Source organism: Candidatus Baltobacteraceae bacterium, assembly GCA_035502855.1.
GTDB lineage: Bacteria > Vulcanimicrobiota > Vulcanimicrobiia > Vulcanimicrobiales > Vulcanimicrobiaceae > Aquilonibacter.
In genome coordinates this window covers 1-18386 of record DATJTX010000010.1, presented here as the reverse complement: position 1 = coordinate 18386, position 18386 = coordinate 1, and the positions used below count along the sequence as shown (strand labels likewise).

Annotated in this window: 16 protein-coding genes; 10 read left to right on the top strand and 6 right to left on the bottom strand. The window is 63.8% G+C overall.

Annotated elements, in window-relative coordinates:
- Window positions 1-135 precede the first annotated feature (135 nt).
- Window positions 136-1893, bottom strand: a complete 1758-nt coding sequence (locus VMF11_02230; GenBank protein ID HTU69111.1) for a hypothetical protein — start codon at window positions 1891-1893, stop codon at window positions 136-138.
- A 139-nt stretch (window positions 1894-2032) separates the two neighbouring features.
- On the opposite strand from VMF11_02230, the gene VMF11_02225 reads away from it, so the two are divergent.
- Window positions 2033-3796 carry a hypothetical protein gene (locus VMF11_02225; GenBank protein HTU69110.1) on the top strand — a complete coding sequence of 588 codons (1764 nt, stop codon included), beginning with the start codon at window positions 2033-2035 and terminating at the stop codon, window positions 3794-3796.
- 31 nt (window positions 3797-3827) lie between these two features.
- On the opposite strand, the gene VMF11_02220 is transcribed toward VMF11_02225, so the two are convergent.
- The 3 genes from VMF11_02220 to VMF11_02210 are packed head-to-tail and all read right to left on the bottom strand — an operon-like array spanning window position 3828 to window position 6188.
- Complete coding sequence (locus VMF11_02220) at window positions 3828-5567, bottom strand: hypothetical protein (protein HTU69109.1); 1740 nt, start codon at window positions 5565-5567, stop codon at window positions 3828-3830.
- 59 nt (window positions 5568-5626) lie between these two features.
- Window positions 5627-5986 (bottom strand): type II toxin-antitoxin system PemK/MazF family toxin, encoded by a 360-nt coding sequence (locus VMF11_02215; GenBank protein HTU69108.1) that lies wholly within the window; start codon window positions 5984-5986, stop codon window positions 5627-5629.
- Window positions 5973-6188: a type II toxin-antitoxin system PrlF family antitoxin gene (locus VMF11_02210; GenBank protein ID HTU69107.1), complete on the bottom strand. Its 216-nt coding sequence runs from the start codon at window positions 6186-6188 to the stop codon at window positions 5973-5975. Before VMF11_02210 ends, VMF11_02215 begins: the two co-directional genes overlap by 14 nt.
- 169 nt (window positions 6189-6357) lie before the next feature.
- Here VMF11_02210 and VMF11_02205 point away from each other — a divergent pair, with 169 nt between their 5' ends.
- The 5 genes from VMF11_02205 to VMF11_02185 are packed head-to-tail and all read left to right on the top strand — an operon-like array spanning window position 6358 to window position 11969.
- Window positions 6358-8622 (top strand): hypothetical protein, encoded by a 2265-nt coding sequence (locus tag VMF11_02205; GenBank protein ID HTU69106.1) that lies wholly within the window; start codon window positions 6358-6360, stop codon window positions 8620-8622.
- 53 nt (window positions 8623-8675) lie between these two features.
- Window positions 8676-8891, top strand: a complete 216-nt coding sequence (locus VMF11_02200) for a hypothetical protein (protein ID HTU69105.1) — start codon at window positions 8676-8678, stop codon at window positions 8889-8891.
- Window positions 8888-9304 (top strand): PIN domain-containing protein, encoded by a 417-nt coding sequence (locus tag VMF11_02195; protein HTU69104.1) that lies wholly within the window; start codon window positions 8888-8890, stop codon window positions 9302-9304. The genes VMF11_02200 and VMF11_02195 overlap by 4 nt, the downstream gene beginning before the upstream one ends.
- 23 nt (window positions 9305-9327) lie before the next feature.
- Window positions 9328-10605, top strand: a complete 1278-nt coding sequence (locus VMF11_02190; protein ID HTU69103.1) for a tetratricopeptide repeat protein — start codon at window positions 9328-9330, stop codon at window positions 10603-10605.
- The gene (locus tag VMF11_02185) at window positions 10602-11969 is read left to right on the top strand and encodes a serine protease (protein HTU69102.1); all 1368 of its coding nucleotides are present in this window, start codon (window positions 10602-10604) and stop codon (window positions 11967-11969) included. The genes VMF11_02190 and VMF11_02185 overlap by 4 nt, the downstream gene beginning before the upstream one ends.
- Here the strand turns inward: VMF11_02185 and VMF11_02180 are convergent.
- Entirely contained in the window at window positions 11959-12243 is a 285-nt protein-coding gene (locus VMF11_02180) for an Ig-like domain-containing protein (protein ID HTU69101.1), read from the bottom strand. The two genes, VMF11_02185 and VMF11_02180, sit on opposite strands and share 11 nt — an antisense overlap.
- A gap of 410 nt (window positions 12244-12653) precedes the next feature.
- Here VMF11_02180 and VMF11_02175 point away from each other — a divergent pair, with 410 nt between their 5' ends.
- Both VMF11_02175 and VMF11_02170 read left to right on the top strand, forming a co-directional pair.
- Window positions 12654-14573, top strand: a complete 1920-nt coding sequence (locus tag VMF11_02175; protein ID HTU69100.1) for a hypothetical protein — start codon at window positions 12654-12656, stop codon at window positions 14571-14573.
- A gap of 9 nt (window positions 14574-14582) precedes the next feature.
- Window positions 14583-14927, top strand: coding sequence for a hypothetical protein (locus tag VMF11_02170; protein ID HTU69099.1), 345 nt, complete (start codon window positions 14583-14585; stop codon window positions 14925-14927).
- Here the strand turns inward: VMF11_02170 and VMF11_02165 are convergent.
- The gene (locus VMF11_02165) at window positions 14924-15619 is read right to left on the bottom strand and encodes a hypothetical protein (protein ID HTU69098.1); all 696 of its coding nucleotides are present in this window, start codon (window positions 15617-15619) and stop codon (window positions 14924-14926) included. The genes VMF11_02170 and VMF11_02165 overlap by 4 nt on opposite strands.
- Window positions 15620-15872: 253 nt before the next feature.
- Between VMF11_02165 and VMF11_02160 the strand changes: the two genes are divergently transcribed.
- Together VMF11_02160 and VMF11_02155 are read left to right on the top strand one after the other, a co-directional pair.
- Window positions 15873-16892: a carboxypeptidase regulatory-like domain-containing protein gene (locus VMF11_02160; protein HTU69097.1), complete on the top strand. Its 1020-nt coding sequence runs from the start codon at window positions 15873-15875 to the stop codon at window positions 16890-16892.
- Window positions 16893-16904: 12 nt separating this feature from the next.
- On the top strand, window positions 16905-18386 hold a 1482-nt coding region (locus VMF11_02155), incomplete at its 3' end, for a hypothetical protein (protein HTU69096.1).

Below are 18386 nucleotides of genomic sequence, written 5' to 3'. Positions count from 1 at the left end.
GTCTTCGGCCGACGCGCCCAGCTCTGCAATGTCGCGCGCTCTGCATCCGTCATGTTCAGATCACGAAGAGGACGACCCATGATGTAACTCTAACACGATGTGCAGAATTATTCAACTAATTTACGAGACACTACACTAGGGCGGCGGGGCCAGTGTTCGCAGCTCCCCGACGATCGCATCGCGCATCTCCTCGATCGCCTTCCGAAGGGAGTCGGTTGAATTCGCGCTTCTCACGCCGATGGCGTCGAGTGCGATTCCGACGCCGTACGCAAGTGCCGCCAGCGCGTCGAGTTCGTCGGGGGCGAACGATTCGCCGTTGGTCTTGCGCCCGCATACGAGGGCGCCGACGAGTACGCCGCGCGCGATCATCGGCAGTGCGTACTCACCGCGAATCGCCGTTTCCGGAACGCCGCGTAAGTCGAGCGGCTTCCCCCACGCCTTGAGCGAGGTAAGCGCCGGGTCGTTTTCGTCGACGTCGATCTGCGGGTAGACGATCTCGACCGATTCGCTCGCCGTATGCCGGTCCACCACGGCGATCGTCCGCTGCTCGAGCGTCGCCGCGTCGGTGATGTACGCGCACTCGTGCGCAAACCGGCGAAGTGCGGCCTCGTCTTCGTGGCGCTTTCGAAAGAACACCCGGTCGACGAAACGGTCGACGTGCCGATGGATGAATCGCAGCGAGAGTCCGAGGCCCATCGCGATGGCAAGGCCGATCGCCGAACTCGTAAGACGCGTCGTCCGGGTCAGCCACGTCCCGATCGACCATTCGAGCACGATGAACGATCCGATGATGATCGCCGAAACGAGCGTAAAGACCGCGGCGCGATTCAGGACGAAGCCGACGTCGATAAGACGCCGCGACAGCGTCACATAGACGAGCAGCAACGGCAACGTGAAAAAATTGATATTGAAAATCGCGGTCTCGAACGCGTATACGCCGTACGTCGGTGCGTAGTTCGGCGCGTAGTAAAACACGATGAAGATCACGAAGAACGCTGCGATGGACGCGAGCGACCACGCGGCCCGCTGGCGCTCGGCGCCGCGCGCAGCGCCGATCCCTAGCGCGCTGCAGGTGAGAGCAAGTGCGAGGGCTATCGCCCACGGCACCACGAGCGGCGTAAGCCACCGGCTCGTCGGGTCCAGCCAGAGCGTCGTGAACGCGAGTGCCTGCAGCACGTTGCATCCGGCGATGACGGCAAGCACGCAATAGCACAGGACCGCGATGACGCGCCTCGCGCGAGAGACGGGTGCCCCGAACGTCGTCGCATACAGGACCCATAGCGCGGCCGCGGCCGGGACCAACAAGCCCAAAACCGAAAGCGCTACGTAGAACCACAAATACGGGACCGCGAAGTTGTTCGTCGCGCACAACGCACCGAGCGCGAAAAACACCAGTGCGGCTGCGAGCGTGAGGTTGCTCTTCGTCGGCTCGGCGCGCCAGGCGATCAGCGCGGCCATGAGGGTAACGAAAAACATGCCGACGGGTCCCGACCAGAGATACCAATACCGGCGCAGATCCCATGGCTCGGGCGTGATGCGGACGCGAAGATGGCGCGTGCCGCGCGTAACCGCGAGCGTTGTGGTATGACCGGTCATCGGCGTCAAAAAGCCGTCGAACCATTGCCAGCGTTCGAGGGCCGAATTCGCCCGCACGTCGAGCAGATCGCCGACGCGGAGACCGGCGCGATCCGCGGCATATCCGCGGTCGATCGATGTGACGACTTGTTCGTATGGGTGCGGCCCCGAAAAACTGAAGGTTGCGCCGATCTGTCCGAACCATGGCGTGGTTCCGAGACCGACCAAATCGACGAACGCCACGACGATCAGGCCTGCGGTCGCCGCGCAGAGCAATAACAAGACAGTGCGTGCGATGCGTCGACGCTGACCCTTCATCGGCGCTCGTGACGATCGGAAACGGTCATGGAAAGAAATTCCGTGCTTGCAGGCAGCTTCCTTATATAAACGTACGTAAAAGCGCTAGCCTGCTCGAAGCGACAAGGGCCCGCCTCCTTACAACGGGAACGCGAGCGCCATGTCCCTGGCCTCGTGGCGTGCGACTCTCCTGGCGCTCTGTCTTATTGCGATCATCGTCAATGCCGTCGCCTTCTTTACCGACGGCATTCTGGCTTCGACAGGGCTCGGGTTCCAAGTCTCGCGTACCGCCGATCCTGCTGTCGTTCGTGTCGACGCGGTGGATGCCGGCGGAGCAGCGGAAGCCAGCGGCTTGCGTGCCGGCGATCTGATCAACGTGCGCGAGCTTGCGCCCGGCCAGCGTTATCGACTCTTAACCGGCGTCTATCCCCATGAAAAGATTGCGTTGCGCGTGCTGCGCGCGGGCGTAACGGTGCCGATCGAGTATGTCGCGGGCGGTCCGCCGCCCTGGCGCTGGGATGTTTGGCTTTCGTGTTTCGCGGACTTCTGGATACTGGGGTTCGCCGCGCTGATCGGATGGCGCCGCGCCGACGTACCGGAGGCGCGAGTGCTCTGCCTGCTGCTGGTCTCCTCTAACATATATGCCGCCTTGGATCCGGGTAGTTGGATCGGTCCTTCGCCGCTCGCCGATGCGATCGCAGCCGGGATCGGAATCGCCGCGCTCGCGGCCTGGGCGGCGCTGCTTGCGACATTCGCGTCGCTGGTCGCACGGCCGCTCTCTCGCGTGCGAATCGCGCTCGTCATGCTGGCATACGCTTCTGCTGCCGCGTTTTCAGCTTTTGAAATCGTGCGGCTAGTTGCGCTATGGAACGGTTGGCTCCCGTGGGTTGCCCAAAGCCTTGGGCCCGAGTGGAATATGACGGACGGTGCCGTTCCGTTCGTCCTTGCGATTGCGTGCGCATGGGCCTCGTTCGCGGCGACCCGCGGCGCAGAGCGCAGCCGCGTGGCGTGGATTCTGCTTCCATTGACGATTTGGTACGCTTTCGAGGCGCTTTCGTTCGTGGCACCGTCATTGTGGCCAAACGCGCAGCGTGGCAGCGCGCTCATTACCGCCTATGCGCTCGCTAACGTGGGCAGTTTCATCGCGCCCCTGGGGATGACATACGCGCTGTTCAACCGGCGGGTACTCGACATCGGCTTTGCGCTCAATCGTGTCGCGATCTTCTCCGGCGTATCGATTGTCGTCGTCGGGGCTTTCGTGCTCGTCGAATGGGCGCTAGGATCGTGGCTTCAAGAAACGAGCCATACGACGAGCCTTGCCGTCGGCGCAGTCGTGGCGCTGCTGCTCGGCTTCTCGATCCGGTTCGTGCACGATCGCGTCGAGCACTTGCTGGATCGCGCCTTCTTCCGAAAGCGGCACGAAGACGAGGAAGCGATTCGCCGTTTTGCACGCGAAGCCGCATACGTCACCGACCCGGCTATCGTGATCGAGCGAACCGTCGGCGTGCTGGAGCGCCATGCCGGCGCTTCGTTTGTCGCACTTGCGCTCACCAACGGTAACGGGAAGTACGGCGCAGTTGGCGAGAACGATCCCGCAATCGTTTCACTGCGGACCTGGCATCGCAAGTTGGACCTGCACGGCGTCGACACGCAACTGCGTGGTGAATTTGCCTATCCCATGGTTTCGCGCGGGCGGTTGATCGGAGCGCTCGTGCTCGGTCCGAAACGCTCGCAAGAGTCCTACGCTCCGGACGAATCGGACGCAATTGAGGACTTGGCGCACCACGTCGGCGGTGCATTGGACGTTCTCGGTCACGTGGCCGGCGGCGACGAGCCCGTGTTGGCCGAGTTGAAAGCCGTGCGCCGCGCAATCGCAGACGGCTTCCAGTCGCTGCAGTCCACGCTCGAAAACGGCACCCGGTAGTCTGCCGCGACGGCAGAAGCCGGTATTTGGTTCAGCGATTCGCCTCGGAGAGGGTCAGTCCGTGCGCTGATTCGTGTTGCCCGTCGCACAGTGCAACCGCCAAAGCGGTATGATGTGCGAGAAGCTCGAGCGAGCGTGTCTCGTCGTCGAGATACGGCGTGCGGTCGGGCTTGGGGCCGCAGCAGAGAAAACCGAGGAGATCGCCGCGTACCGCCAGTGGGACGAACAGCAGGTGGAGGTGAGCGTCGGACTCGTCGTCGATCTCGAATGCGTCGAGCCAGCGCCGCAGACGTAACGGCACGGCGTCGTCAACGCCGTACGCGCGCGGAAAATGCGCCGGATCGGAGCCGGCAGCATATTCGTAGCCGTTGCCGCGGCGTTGATAGAAAGCGATGCCGAGTGGATCGAAAGCGTGTTGAATCGTCGAAACGCCGAGCCGCATGAGGTTCAGAGGGTCCGTTGCGACGTCAGCTTCACGCGCCACGCGCTTGATGTCGGCCAAGCCGCGCAGGCGCTTGCGAAAAAAAGTCTGCGTGAGGTGCTTTTCCACGAAGCTATGGATCGAGCGCGTCGACATGCCGAGCACGAGAACCGCGCCCAACGTGAGAAGTTGCGGCGCGACCCCACTATTTTCGACGCCGATCGAATGCTCGAATAGACCGGCGATCGCCCATTCGACGAGGACGAATGCACCGACGATGATAAGCGAAACGATCGTGAACACGGTCGCTCGTGAAACGATGATATTCAAGTCGACGAGGCGATGGCGAAAGACGGGATACGCTATGCCGAGCGCGATGAAGAAGGTGCTCGCGGCAGCCGCGAAATCGCCGTAATGGGAGACCAGCAGCGTCGAACCGAACAGGACGCCGGCGGTCGGAGCAAAGGAAAACGCCGCCGCGATCAGCCACATGCAGCCAAGCCAGCGCACCGGCGCAATCTCCTCGCCGCGTGCATTGATCCACGCATCAACGACGGATGCGATGAAGATGAGGATCGTTATAAGCGCAACGTATAGGGACGCGACGTCGTAGTTCAGAAAACCGTTCGGTGCGAAGCCGGTAGCGATGACGTAGACGTTGTCGTAAATGGCCAAGATCGGAAAGGTTAGCGTCGCAGTCATGACCCACGCGAGCACGCGGCGCAGTGCGGTGCGATGCGCGGGATAAGCGGCGAGGAGCCAGAGGGCCGTGACGCCTACCGTACTAGCGAATAGCGGCGGGAGGAAGCGATACAGGATTTCAGCCGCCCATGCGTTTGGCCAAACGAGTCCGCCCGCCGTTGCGAGTGCCTGTAGCCCGGCGAAGAAGAGTACCAACGCAGCGCGGGCGGCGACGCGCCGATTGCGGCCTCGAAGCAGCACCAGCAGCACGATGATAAATGCTCCAAGTGCCGAGAGTGCATCCAGTGCGCGATCGATCTGTATCTGAACGCCAAGGGGGCCGGTGAACGGCACGACCGCGATCGCAATCGTTCTCGTGGTGCCGTTCTTGGCGATGATCTGCTTGTGGATCACCGTGCCGACCGGGCCGGCCTCTTCGTCGACCCACGCCTGGCCGGAACTGAGAACGACGATATCGCCGGTACGCAGCCCGGCCTTTCCGGCCGGCCCGGCAGGATCCACATACGTGATACGAGCGTGCGAGGTTCCCGTGATGTCCAGGTAGTTGTACCCGCCGTAACTCCACGTGACCGGCAGCACCGCTACGATGAGCGCGAGCGGAATGCCGAATCCCGCGACGATCAGCAGAATTCGCACGTAAATGCGCACGAAAGCGGCGTTCGCGTCCCGAAGCGACCGCTCCCCCGGTAGCGGACGGTAGGCTAATCTCACGACGACAGGGAGTCGAGCAGGGGGGCGAGTACGCGCCGGACGTGGCGGGCGATCTTTTTCCGGTCGGCGCTCGGCAACATACCGATGGACTCGGCATCCTGCGCATCGATCGTCGCGATTTTTGCGCAGCGCACGAGGGAAGGAACTGGTAATCCGGCGCGTTTGTGATCGGAGATGAGCACGTCCTCCGGCCACCCTCGGTTTTCGGCGCTCGTGATCATGAGTACCCAGAGGAGTGCATGCATCGATTGCAGGTCGTTGGCTGCGACGACGAGCGCGGGACGATGGTGCCGTATCGGCCTGTCGGTGTATGGAAACGGAACGCGGACGACGCTCCAAAGCTCAGAGGTCGGCATATGCTCGCCGGTCGTTGTCGGACGCCCACTCGCCGAACGTCACAAACGGATCGTCGACGGGCTGTGAACGAGCCTTCGTGAGAATCACGCGGTCGCCCTCAATGGCGTAGCAGAGTTCGTCGCCGCTCTTGACGCGCAACGCCGCTCGCACCGGCTGAGGGATCGTCGTCTGCGCCTTGCTCGTAAGCTTGCTCGTGATCATGGAAAGGATTTTCCTTACCGACAAGGATGGCCCCTTTCGGGCCTAGTGCCGCCGCTGTGGAAGCAGGTGGGAGCTTGTCGTTTTCGCAATGCGCAACGTCAACGACCACGTGCAGCGGGATCGCGACGCTCTCGATCGGTGTAACGACCACGGCGGTGGGAGGTTCGTAATGCGTACACTTGCATTGGTCGCCATCGCGGCGCTTCTCGCCGGGTGCGGCGGCGGCGGATCGACGCCGAGCGTCATCACACAGCCGCTTGCGCAAGCGACCGGGCAACCGTCCCCCAAAGCACCACAGGACGTCAGCGTATCGTTCGCCATCGTCGTGCCCACGGCGAGCGGCGCACATGCGCGGCGCGTGCCGAACTACGTTTCCGCGTCGACCAAATCGGCCACGATCGCGGTCGGCAGCGCGACGCCGACGACCGTGAACTGCACGGCGACGTGCAGCGGCACCGTGAGCGCCCCGGTCGGCAGCGACACCTTCGCAGTGAATCTCTACGACGCGACGAACGGCAGCGGGAGCCTGCTTTCGACCGGCACGCTGACGCAAACGATCGTCGCAAATACCGCCAACAGCGTGAACGTGACGTTCAACGGCGTGGTGAACTCGCTCGCCGTCGCGATTGCCAATGTGGTATCGCCGGGCACGGCCGGTTCCGTCGGCGTCACGGTGAACGCGCTCGATGCCGACGGCAACACGATCGTGGGGCCCGGGGTGTACGTGAATGCGAGCGGCGCGCCGGTGACGATCGCGCTGAGCAACTCCGACGCGAGCGGCAACTCGACGCTCTCACAGACCTCGATTACGCAGCCGACGTCCGGCATCGAACTGAACTACACCGCCGCATTCGATGTGAATCCCACGATCTCGGCGTCGGCGAGCGGATTCACCACCGCGAACGCGGAGGTCGCATTTCCCGCGCCGACGTTGACGGCGCTGAGCACGCCAAGCGGTATGGCCGGCACCGCCCTGAGCGAGACCGTGACCGGGACGAATTTTGTGAGCGGAAGCACGACGGTCGCGGTAAACGCCAACGTCACCGTGAGCAGCGTGAACGTCACGAGTCCGAGCTCACTGACGGCGACTTTCGTCATCGGCGGCGGCGCGCCGTTCGGCCAGCAAAATGTTACGGCGAGGACGAACAACGGCGCGAGCAACACGTATTCGCTCGACATTGCAACGAGCGGTATCATCGTAACCGCGCTCACCGATGCCAATCCGGGATCGCCGGCGGGTACGGGCGCGGGCAGCAGTAGTCCATACGACCTACGCGGTGCGATTCTCGCAGCGAACGCGGCCTCGGGCAGCGCGATCACATTCAGCGGGTGCACGGTCGCCGCGCCATGCACGATCACCCTCGGCGGTCCGCTGCCGCCAATCACCGCCAACACGATCATCGACGGCGGCACGTACGGCAGCGTCATCATCAGCGGGAACAATACGTACCGCGCTTTTTGGGCCGAGAGCGGAACGATCGTCGTTGCGAATCTGGAAATCGAGAACGCGCGCGCGCAAGGCGGTAACGGCGGCTCCGGCGGGCTGGACACGGGTGGTGGAGGCGGAGCGGGCCTGGGCGCAGCGCTCTTCATCGACTCGGCGACGGTAAGTGCGGTCGACGATTACTTTCTCAGCGATAGTGTGGCCGGCGGCAATGGCGGCGACGCCTCTTTGGGCAGCCTTGGAGATGGCTCGGTCGGCGGCGGCGGGCTCGGCGGCAATGGCGGCGGCAGTACGGGCTCCGGCGTCGGATCGGGCGGTGGTGGCGGCATCCTCGGCGCCGGCGCGCAAGGAGCCGGCAGCTACGATGGCGGTGCCGGCGGCGTCGGGTTCGCGAACGTGGCTGCGGCGGGTGCCGATAGCTCGAGCTCCGCAACCCCCGCCACGCCCGCGACGGCCGGCTACGGGGGCGGCGGCGGGGGCGGCGCTGCATATACCGGACCCGCCGTAGTCAATGGCGGCAACGGCGGGAACGGCGGCTTCGGTGGCGGCGGTGGTGGTGGTGACCTTGGCGGCTTCGACGCCAGCGGCGGCACCGGTGGGAACGGCGGTTTCGGCGGTGGCGGTGGCGCCGGCGGCGGCTTCGGCGGCACCGGTGGCAACGGCGGTCCGGGCGGCGGCGGAGGCAGCAGCTCGTATGGCACGCCGGGCACGGGGGGCGCTCTCGCGACCCTCGCCGGCGGTTCCGGTTACACCGCCTACTATGGCGGCGGCGGGGCGGCGGCGGGCCCGGCGATCTTCGTGAATATGGGGGCGCTCACCACGATGAACAGTGGCGCGAGCGGCTGCACGGCGACCGGAGGCGCTGCCGGCGGCAGCGGCGCAACGGCGGGCGGCAGCGACGCCACGCCGGTCTTCAACTATGCGGGCACGGTGAACACCTCAACCACCGCGGGTCCGGTCGCAAGCGCGCTCGGAACGGCGATCCCCTAGTCCGACCGGGCTTGTCATGGTACCGTGTTACTGTGAAAAACATCACGGTTTCCGTGGACGAGGCAACCTACCGCCGCGCGCGGATGATCGCGGCCGAACGAGACACCTCGGTTTCCGCCCTGGTGAAGGGCTTCCTGAGCGAACTCGAGGCGGGCGAGAGCGCCGCCGAGCGATTGAAGCACCAAGAACTCGCGCTGCGCGAGCGCATCCGCGCCTTCCGCGCCGGCGACCGTCTCTCGCGCGATAACGCGCACGCTCGCGAGGCGTGATTGCACTGCGCTTTCTTGATACGAACATTCTGCTCTACTCGATCAGCCGGCACAGCGGCGAAGCGGCGAAACGCGAGATCGCTCGCGAACTCTTGGAACGCGACGACTGTGCGCTATCGGTTCAGGTCCTTCAAGAATTCTACGTTCAAGCGACGCGACCGACGCGCCCGGACCCGCTTTCGCACCAGATCGCGACTGGGCTCATCGAAAGCTGGCTTCGATTCCCGATAGCCGAAACCACGCTCTCGCTCGTTGCGGACGCGCTCGCGATCAAAGCCCGGCACCGTTTCTCGTATTGGGACTGCGCGGTCATTTCCGCTGCGCGTGCGCTCGGTTGCGGAGAACTCCTTTCGGAAGATATGGCGCACGGTCGCGAGATTGAGGGCGTGCGCATCGTGAACCCGTTCCGCTAAGAGGTTCCCAGACCGTCAACTTTATGCTCTGGAATGCTTTCGATCACGTCAACTTGGCGCGCGCGCTCCTCAGTCACGGACACTATGACGGAGCATTGACGGCGTGTTCGATCGGCTTACGGCGAACACCCGAATCCGCCGAGCTGCACGTTCTGCTCGCCCGCGCCTACGACGGCCTAGGACACCCGAACGAAGCGCTTGCAGCTTGTGAGCGCGCCCTCGAACTGGAACACGATGGGCCTTCGGCGCTCGCGGCGCGCCTACGCCAAGCACTGATTTTCTTCGACGCCGGCGACGTCGCGCAGGCCTTCGCAATGGCGGAACGTGCGTGGAATCTCGCTCCGGGCAACGTCAACGTCCACACCCTGATCGGCAACTTGCTCGCGTGGAATGGTGATCTCTCGGGCGCTCTTAGTCACGTCGAATGTAATTGGCTCAACGAATTGACATCGTGCCTCAAGCGTTTCGGCGGCAGAGCGCCGTGGGGCGGCGGCGACCTCACCGGCACGCGCATGCTCGTCGTGCACCAGCAAGGGTTCGGGGACATGCTGCAGATGGCACGCTATCTTCCCGCGCTGCGGCAGCGCGCGGAGCGCGTGATCGTGGAGTGTCTTCGGCCGATTGCGGGAATCATGCGGCGAATGCCGGGCGTCGACGAGGTCGTCGAGCACAAGGCGGCGGATCCGGCGAGCTACGATGCCTACGTGCGTCTGATGTCGCTTCCGCGCATTCTCGGCATCGACGCCGGTATCGCCCCGCCGTACCTCGTGCCGGAGCGCGAACGCAGCGCATACTGGAAAGCGCAGCTGAGCGGGTACGGAGGCTATCGCGTCGGGCTGACATGGGGCGGGAATCCTGCGAACGTCTTCGATTTCGCGCGATCGTTATCACCGAAGCGGCTCGCGCCGCTGGGCGGCATCCCGAACGTTCGATATTTTTCGCTGATGATGGAACCGGATGTCGATGTCGGCTTCGACATCGTCCGGATCGGCGAATCCTTCCGCGACTTCGACGACGCGGCCGCCGCGATCGCCCAGCTCGATCTCGTCATCTCCGTCGATACCGCCTATGCGCATCTCGCCGGTGCGCTCGGCGTTCCGGTGTGGACGATGCTGCAACACCGCCCCGATTGGCGATGGGCCGGGAACGGTGAGAACACGTCGTGGTATCCGTCGATGCGCTTATTCCGTGAACGTGACCGAGCATGGAGCACGGTCATCGATCGCGTCGTGCCCGCTCTTTCTTGCGCCGGGAGCCGCAGGATGCACGACGAGGCGCGCACAACGGATTTTGAATCTTGAGCAAGCTTCTCCACGGCTTCATGGCGTTTGCGATCCTCGCGGCCGGCTTCGTGCCGATTACGGCGCGCGGTGACGATTCTCTCGCCGCGACGTACGCGGCGGTCAAACAGAGCCTTGCCTTCATTGCCTACCGGAGGGGCAAGTATCTCGTCACCGGATCGGCTTTTTGTGTTGGGAACGCGACGCGTAAGGATGGAACGGCGATCTCGCTCTTTCTCACGAACGCGCACGTGGTCGGCTCGACCCGGAACGTCGGCGTCTCGCTCGCGAGCGACCAGAAGAAGTGGCACGCAGGATACGTCGTCCGGACGAACGCGGAAATGGACCTTGCAGTCGTCGCTATCACGGGCACCGTTCCTCCGCTCCATCTCGCTCGCGCGCGGTTGGCTGAGGGTAATGCGATCGCGATCGCGGGCTACCCGGGCTCGAACGTCGTGTTCGCGCTCGAGGGACTCGGGCTTTCGCCGGCGGTGCACCAGGGCATCGTGAATTCCTACGAAGCCGGCGGCCGCTTCATGATCTTCGATGCTCAGGTGGAGCGCGGCAACAGCGGCGGCCCGGTGTTCGATCCGGGCACGGGGATCGTTTACGCGATCGTGGAGGCGAAGGTCGGCTCGGATCAGACGAACGTTGGTATTACGATCGGCACCGCCTTCCCGTTCCTACGGAACGCGGGCGTCGCACTCGGTGCGAGTCGCAGCGCGGAAGTTGCGCAAGCGACGCCCAAACCCGCCGTCACTGCGCCGCCGCAAGTGCCGATCGCATCGCCGGCCACGATCGATGCGCAACTCTCGGGCAACGTCGCCGAGGTTCTTGCCGATCCGTCGGACTTGGGATCACAGAACTTCGGCGTCGTGGTTCCGTTCGTCGTTCGCGACCAGCGGTATCGCTGCAGCGGTGGCGCCGGTATGACGGTGAGAATTCGGCCGGCCGCGGCCGGCGATTTCCTCGTCGTGCAGCTGCTCTCGGGTGCGCTGCATCAGTTCGCGAGTGCGATCGAGCGGCCGGACGCGCAAGGCGATGTCCTTTTCGTCGGATATGTCTCGCGCGATGGTTCGGTGAAAGGCCCGCGCGAGCCGACGATCGTTCTTCCGGTGCATCATCCGCCGGCGGGAACGACGATTCCGATCGAGTCAAACGACGGGACCGCAGGAGTGCGAACCTGGCTTGGCAGTGCAGTGATCCAAACGGGCGGACACAACTATCACGTGCAGGTGTATCAGGACGCGTTCAAACGCGGCATGACCAGGGTTGCGTATGCGAATGGAGTCGGGCTCGTCGGCATACTCTTCGAGAACTCTCGCTCTCAGGCCGTTCGCGCGTGCGAACTGGAATCAATCGCGCTCAGCAGATTTACCTGGTAATGCTGATGACGCCACCGGAAATCGTTATCGTGACCGTGAGTTGCGCCGCATTGCCGTACGAATCCGTGAAGGTGATCGTCGCGGTCCCGGCGCTGATTGCGGTGAGCGTAAAGCTCGTTCCGGAGGCCGGGGAAACGGTAGCGACGGCGGTCGCGTTCGATTGCGCGGTGAACGTTCCGCTATAGCTGGGTTCACCGACGGTGACGGTGGCGGTCTGCTTCGCTGCATCGAACGAGAGCGACGAGCCGACCACGCCCCCGGGGAGCGTGATCACCGGAGTCGTTCCCGGGTGCGGCGTCGGAGTGGGGCCGGGAACAAAGCCGCGTCCGCTCGTGCACGCGGTTAGCATACACGCCAGAGAAAGAACGACCGTAGTTAGACTAAGGCGGCTCACGATAATTTGCGCAGCGTTATCCGTCGGGCTCTCGCGGCCCTGCGTTTTCCGGTTGTATCGGAGGATGATTTGCGAACTGGAACGAAGCGTTGCGTATGTCCCGCAGAGTTGCGTTTGCCCTCGCGGCTGCTTTGGTATGGAATGCAGCGGGCTGTGCCTCTTCGGGTGGTAGTGCGGCGATCCCCGCATCGGGGAACGCTGCCGGGTCGGCTCAGACGAACGGCAACGTAAGGTTTACGTTAATGATTCCGAACGCCCCGCGGGCCGGATCAGCGAAGCATCGAGCGTTCGTGTCGCCGAGCGCGAACGGCGCGCTGGTAACGACCTACGCACATTCCGACACCAATCACACGACGCCGCTGGGAAGCTCGGCGACCGACATTTCGTCGAGCAGCAGTGCGTGCACCACGGTCAGCGGCGGACGCAATTGTACGATCGCGATCACGGCCCCCGCGGGTGACGACGACTTTGTCTTCGGGCTCTACGACGCTGCGCCGGTGGGCGGGCTGATTCCGTCGACGGCGCACGAATTGGGCATTGCCGGCGTCACGCAGACCATTACCGCCGGCACGACCAACACGATCTCGGCCGGGATCAGCGCGATCGTCGCCGGCTTCAGCGGAACCACGACGAACGTCACCGCGGCTGCCGACGGAAACGCGCACGACGTGGCGATGGTCATTTCACCAACCGATTTTGGCAATAACCCTATCACCGCCGGCTCGGCGAACGCGCCCTACGCCAATCCGATTACCGCAACGGTGAGTGAAAGCGGCGGCAGCGGCTACACCTTGCTTTCGCTCAACGGGGGGACGCCGTCTACTTCGGTGACGCTGACCAAAGCCACCGACACCGTCGCCGCGGTATATGACGGCGACGGTACAGCGGCGTACTCCGCCACGGTGAATTTGACGGCCGCTGCCGTGAACGGGCAAGGCGGCGTACCGTCGACGGCATCGCTCACGCTCGCGCCGGTGCTCTTCGTGACGAATCCGACGGTGTTCGCAGCGGGAAACCTCTCCTCGCCCGCGCCGGCCACACCTGCGCCCGCGCAGCTCAACACCTACCCCGAAGGTCAGCACGTGCTGATGATCTCCGAGCCAAGCGCGTCGTCCGGAACGACCTACACTGCGACGCCCACCGGCTGCACGAATATTTTGAGCGTTGGAACCGTTGTCGGTAAAGGCGCAAACGCGACGCTGCTCGTGGTCGGCGGAACGCAAACCTCGAGCAGCGGCTGCAGCCTCGCGATCAGCGACGGGACCGACACATTCACCGTTGGCGTAACGAACACGTTGCGAAGTTTGGGCACGCCAACCGTGACGCACGAATACGCGACCACGGCGAGTGGGCCGGCCGGTATCGTAACGGGCGCCGACGGAAATCTGTGGTTCACCGAGGCGGGCGGCGACGCAATCAGTTCGATCAAGGGCGATGGAACCGACTACACCTCACATCCGCTCAGCGGCGACGGTTTCGTAACGCCGATCGGCGACGCGCTCGGGCCGGACGGCAACGTGTGGTTCGGCGATTACTGTACGAATCTGGTGGGGAAGATCACGCCGTCCGCTACTCCCGTCATCACGCCCTACGACACCCAGACGGATGAGGGAACCGTCACATTTGCGGCCGGGCTCGACGGCAACATCTGGTTCAGCGAGTGCTATAACCCATCGGGCGCCGGCGTCGTCAGCAGCATTGACACCGCCAGCGGTATATTGAACGAGATCGCGGTCCCGAACGATGGCGCGCCCTACCCTGTTGCCCTCGGACCGGATGGAAACGTGTGGTTCGGTGATATTGCCAATGACGTCATCGGGCGCGTCTCGAGTGGTGCCGCGTCTTCCTTTTCTCCGGTGACGAACTTTTCGCCGACGTTCATGAGCGCCGGATCAGACGGTGCGATCTGGTTTACCGAAAACAACTTCATCGGTCGCATGAGTACAGCTGGATCGCTAACCCAATACAATCTCACAACTTTGGTAGGCGGCACGCCCAATGCCAACTTCATTACCGCCGGACCCGACGGCGCGCTCTGGTTTGCCGACGGGGGCAACGATGCAATCGGCCGGATCACGACCGCAGGGAGCGTTACGGAGTATCCCGTTCCGACTCCGGGTGCGAATCCGGTCGGGATTACCGTCGGACCGGACGGCAATATCTGGTTTACCGAGAACAGCACCGGCAGCATCGGCGTATTGCAGTTATAAGGGAAGCAAATGATCAAGAGATTTGCGATCGCGCTCTTCGTGCTGACTTCGGTTCCGCTGGCCGCGCGCGCGATAACGCCGGATCAGATCGCTTCCGCGTCCCGCATGTATAACGGTCAACACGTCGACGTGACGGGACGCGTGATGCACGTGCGCGCACGGCGCTTGCCGAGCGGCGCGGCCTACGAGCGATTCTCTCTGTGCGCGACGCGCTGCATTCAGGCGGTTGTCTCCGGTGTGCCCGCCCTCACAGAGGGACAGACGATCACACTGCACGGCACGTTTTATACCTGGAAGAACCTGGGCGGCTACCTGCTGATCCGCGGTGTCGAGGTCGACGCGGGCTCGCTCTAGCCACCCCCGGTGATGTAGGCATAGCGATAACGCGCTTGCAGGTACGCGATCGCGGCGACGCCCGAGGGCACGAGCATCACGCCCGGTAAGAGATGGCTCCGTAGAGCGTTTGCAACCTCCGGCGGTGTTTGGCGCGTCGCGCCGGCGCGCACGATTGCCTCGGCTTGCTCGACCAGCGCCGTATTACAGACGAAGAAGCGCACGCCCCGGCGTTGCAGCGCGGTGATCGACGCATCCTGATAGAACCCGTGAACGTCGCTTGGATCCTCGGTCGAGCTCGTGCTGCGGCTAGGGCTGAAGATATTCGTTTGCACGACGGCGCCGGTGGGATCCTTGACACCGAAAAGCTGCCCGAGCAGATACGTCGACCACGCGGTGTCGTCGTAGAGCAGCAGATTGGACGTATTGTGCGCGACGAACGCGGTCGCGATGTTCGCGGGCGCGACGTTGAAGCCGAATTGAAGACCGTTGAGGCTATTCTTCACGCCGCCGAGGATGCGAGGCTGGAGCTCGCCGGCATCCCACACCTGGCGAAACTCGGCGTTCGTCGACACCGCCTTATCGAAGCGGTGCGCGTCGAACTGCGAGGCGGTCTCGACTAGGCCAATGTTCTCGCCGGTCCTGCCGGAGCAGGCCGCCGTCGCACAGGCTGCGAGCGGCACGGCTGAAATGAGAAAAGACGAACGCTGCATACCCCCGAGGTTCGCGTTCGTGGGTGATTCCCCGGCATCGCGCCCGGCGTTGCGGCCTCGCCTGGACCGTTCGGCCTAGCGCCGACCATCCGCAAGGCCCTCTTTACGTCCGCTTTACGTTGCGCATACACAAACTATGCGCTTAACCACCCTTTGGCTGACCCGTAATGGTCGGCTTTGGACCATAATTGGGGTGCTGGGTGTGGCGCAACTTGTATGAGTTGCGTCCTCTGTTGCTGTCAGGAGGCCACTCGTGAAACGCTTTATTTCGATCGGCGCCGTACTCGTGCTGATCGCCGTCTTGAGCGGATGCTCCGGTTCTTCGGGGTCGACCGTTCCGTCGACATCCGGCGCCACGTCCGCGAAGACGTTGCCCGGAGGCAAGCACGCCGACGATACGCTTGGCGGCGCAGGCAATAGGCTTAGCATCGCCCTCGGCGACGCTCCGCCGGTCATCGGGAACCTCATCCCGACCTCGATCAATATCGGGATCGACGCGGTGAACGTGATCTACCAAGGTCAGGTCATCAACGTTGCCACATACTCCAAGCCCGACGTTGTCAACATCATGTCGAACAACGGCGCGCCCGAGAACGTCGGCATCGGCAACGTATATTCCGGCAACTACGATCACATCCAATTCGTGGTCGACGTTCCGACCAGCAATCTGGTCGCCAACGGTACGACCTACCCGATTCAGTTCCTGACCGCTCAGACCACGCAGAGCAGCGTCGGTTTCGGCAGCGGTACGGTGACGGCGCCCGTGACCACGACGTCGGGGTCGGTCAATCCGAATCAGGTCACGATGACGGTCGGGGGCGACTTCGACGTCGTCGGCACGACCTCGCCGGCGGCGATGATACAGGCCGATTTCAACGCGTTGGAATCGCTGAATCAGAACAGTTCCGGCGGAATCTACGCCGTGCCGGCGATGGTCGCTGACGCCACCGTCAACCTCGGAAGTGCTTCGGGAACGGTCCTAAATCAGGCCGGATCTCCGGTCATGAGCGCCGTGGTCGTTGCCGTCGATCAGAGCGGCAACGTTGCGGATACGGCTAACACCGATTCCAACGGCAACTTCATTCTGCACATCCTCGACGCGAACGACGGCGGCGGAACGTATCAGCTCGAGATCTACAACAGCTATACGACCGCAAGCGGGCAAGTGATCACCGCTTCCGGTGCCGATGCGTCGCCAAGCGCGTTCATCCAGGGGCCGTCGGTCACCGTGACGGCCGGAAATACGAGCACACTCGGAACCCTGAACGACTAAACGAGTCGTATAATGGCCCAGCAGCAACAGCTTGACGAGGCGCGTGAACTGCTTCGTACCGGACGGTACGAAGCAGCCCTCGCGCGCCTCTCGGCGACCGAGGGTTGGTCCTCGCCGCAGCTGGAGCGGGCTGCGCTGCTGCGTGCTGAAATTCTGCTTCAACGCGATCCCGTCGATGCGCTCGAAGCCCTCGCACGCTCGAGCGATCTGCTCCGAACAGACGCGACGCGCTTCGACTATTACACACTTTCCGGCCGCGCCTATGCGAACAGCCGCAACTTTGAAGGCGCTGCCGAGATGTTCACGCTGGCCGAAAGTGCCGCTGAGAACGATCCAACCGATCTCGCCACGATCGCGCACCAGCGTTCGCGCCTGCGCTGTTTGCAGGGCGACTTCGACCCCAACGATCCGAATTTTGCGGTTGCGCTTGCCCATCCCGATCCGGGCTCGCGCATCCTCACCCTCGTCTGGCGCGCGTGGGCGCACGCCGGCCAAGGCAACTACCGCGCCCAGATCACCGACCTGCGCGCCGCGCTCAAGCTGGCGCGCGAGCATCCGCTGCGGGCGGAGTACTTTACGGTTGGGCGTGCGCTGCACTCGCTGCTACGCGTCGCCTGCGAGCTGGGCGAGCACGAAGGCGCCGACGACGCGCGTGAGCTCTTCGAGAGCATCGAATGGACGCCGGATCTAGCTGAGGCGCAGTTCCTGTGCCTGCGGGCACTGGCATGGGACGCATTCATGCGCGGCGATTCCGCGCGGGCGCAATGGCTGCTGCGCGATTCGAAGGAAGTGGCGCCGACCGACGCCTGGCGGGTGATGTCGCACGTCGACCGCGCTTACGTCGCGCGCATGAACCGCAACGAGGCGTGGGCGCGCGACGAACTGATGCAGGCGCAGGCCCAAGCGCGCACCGTTACCTGGAGCGCGACCACCGGCGAAGAGCGCCAGGCGCTGGTCACGCTCGCCGTGCTCTTCTCTCCGGTCGACATGGGGCAAGCCCAGCGCTACGTGTCCACCTATCTCCGGCTAGGCAAAGATGGCGTCGACCCGACGCTGGCGATCAACCATGACAAACGCGCGGCCGGCTTCTCGCAATACGCGACCGGCTCGGTCCAGCAGGTCCTTGGCAATACCGAGAGCGCGATCACCGCATTCGAGGCTTCGTACCGTATCTTTGATGAAGCCGAACACCACTTCCGGGCCGCGCTGGCCGCGCAGGGGCTGGCCGAGCTCACCGGCGCCACCGTGTGGACCGAACGTGCCCGCAGCCACGCCGGCCACTTCCCCAAGAGCGCGTTCTACAAATTCCTCACCGAACGCATCTCGCGACCGGCGACGCCCTGGATCGAGGGTCTTACCCCGATGCAGCGTCAGCTCGCGCTCTCGCTGTGCGAGGGACTCGAGATGCCGCAGCTCTCGCATCGCTTCAGCCGCAGCGAGTTCACGATCAAGCGCGAGGTGCAGGCCCTTTACGGGATGTTCAACGTCAAATCG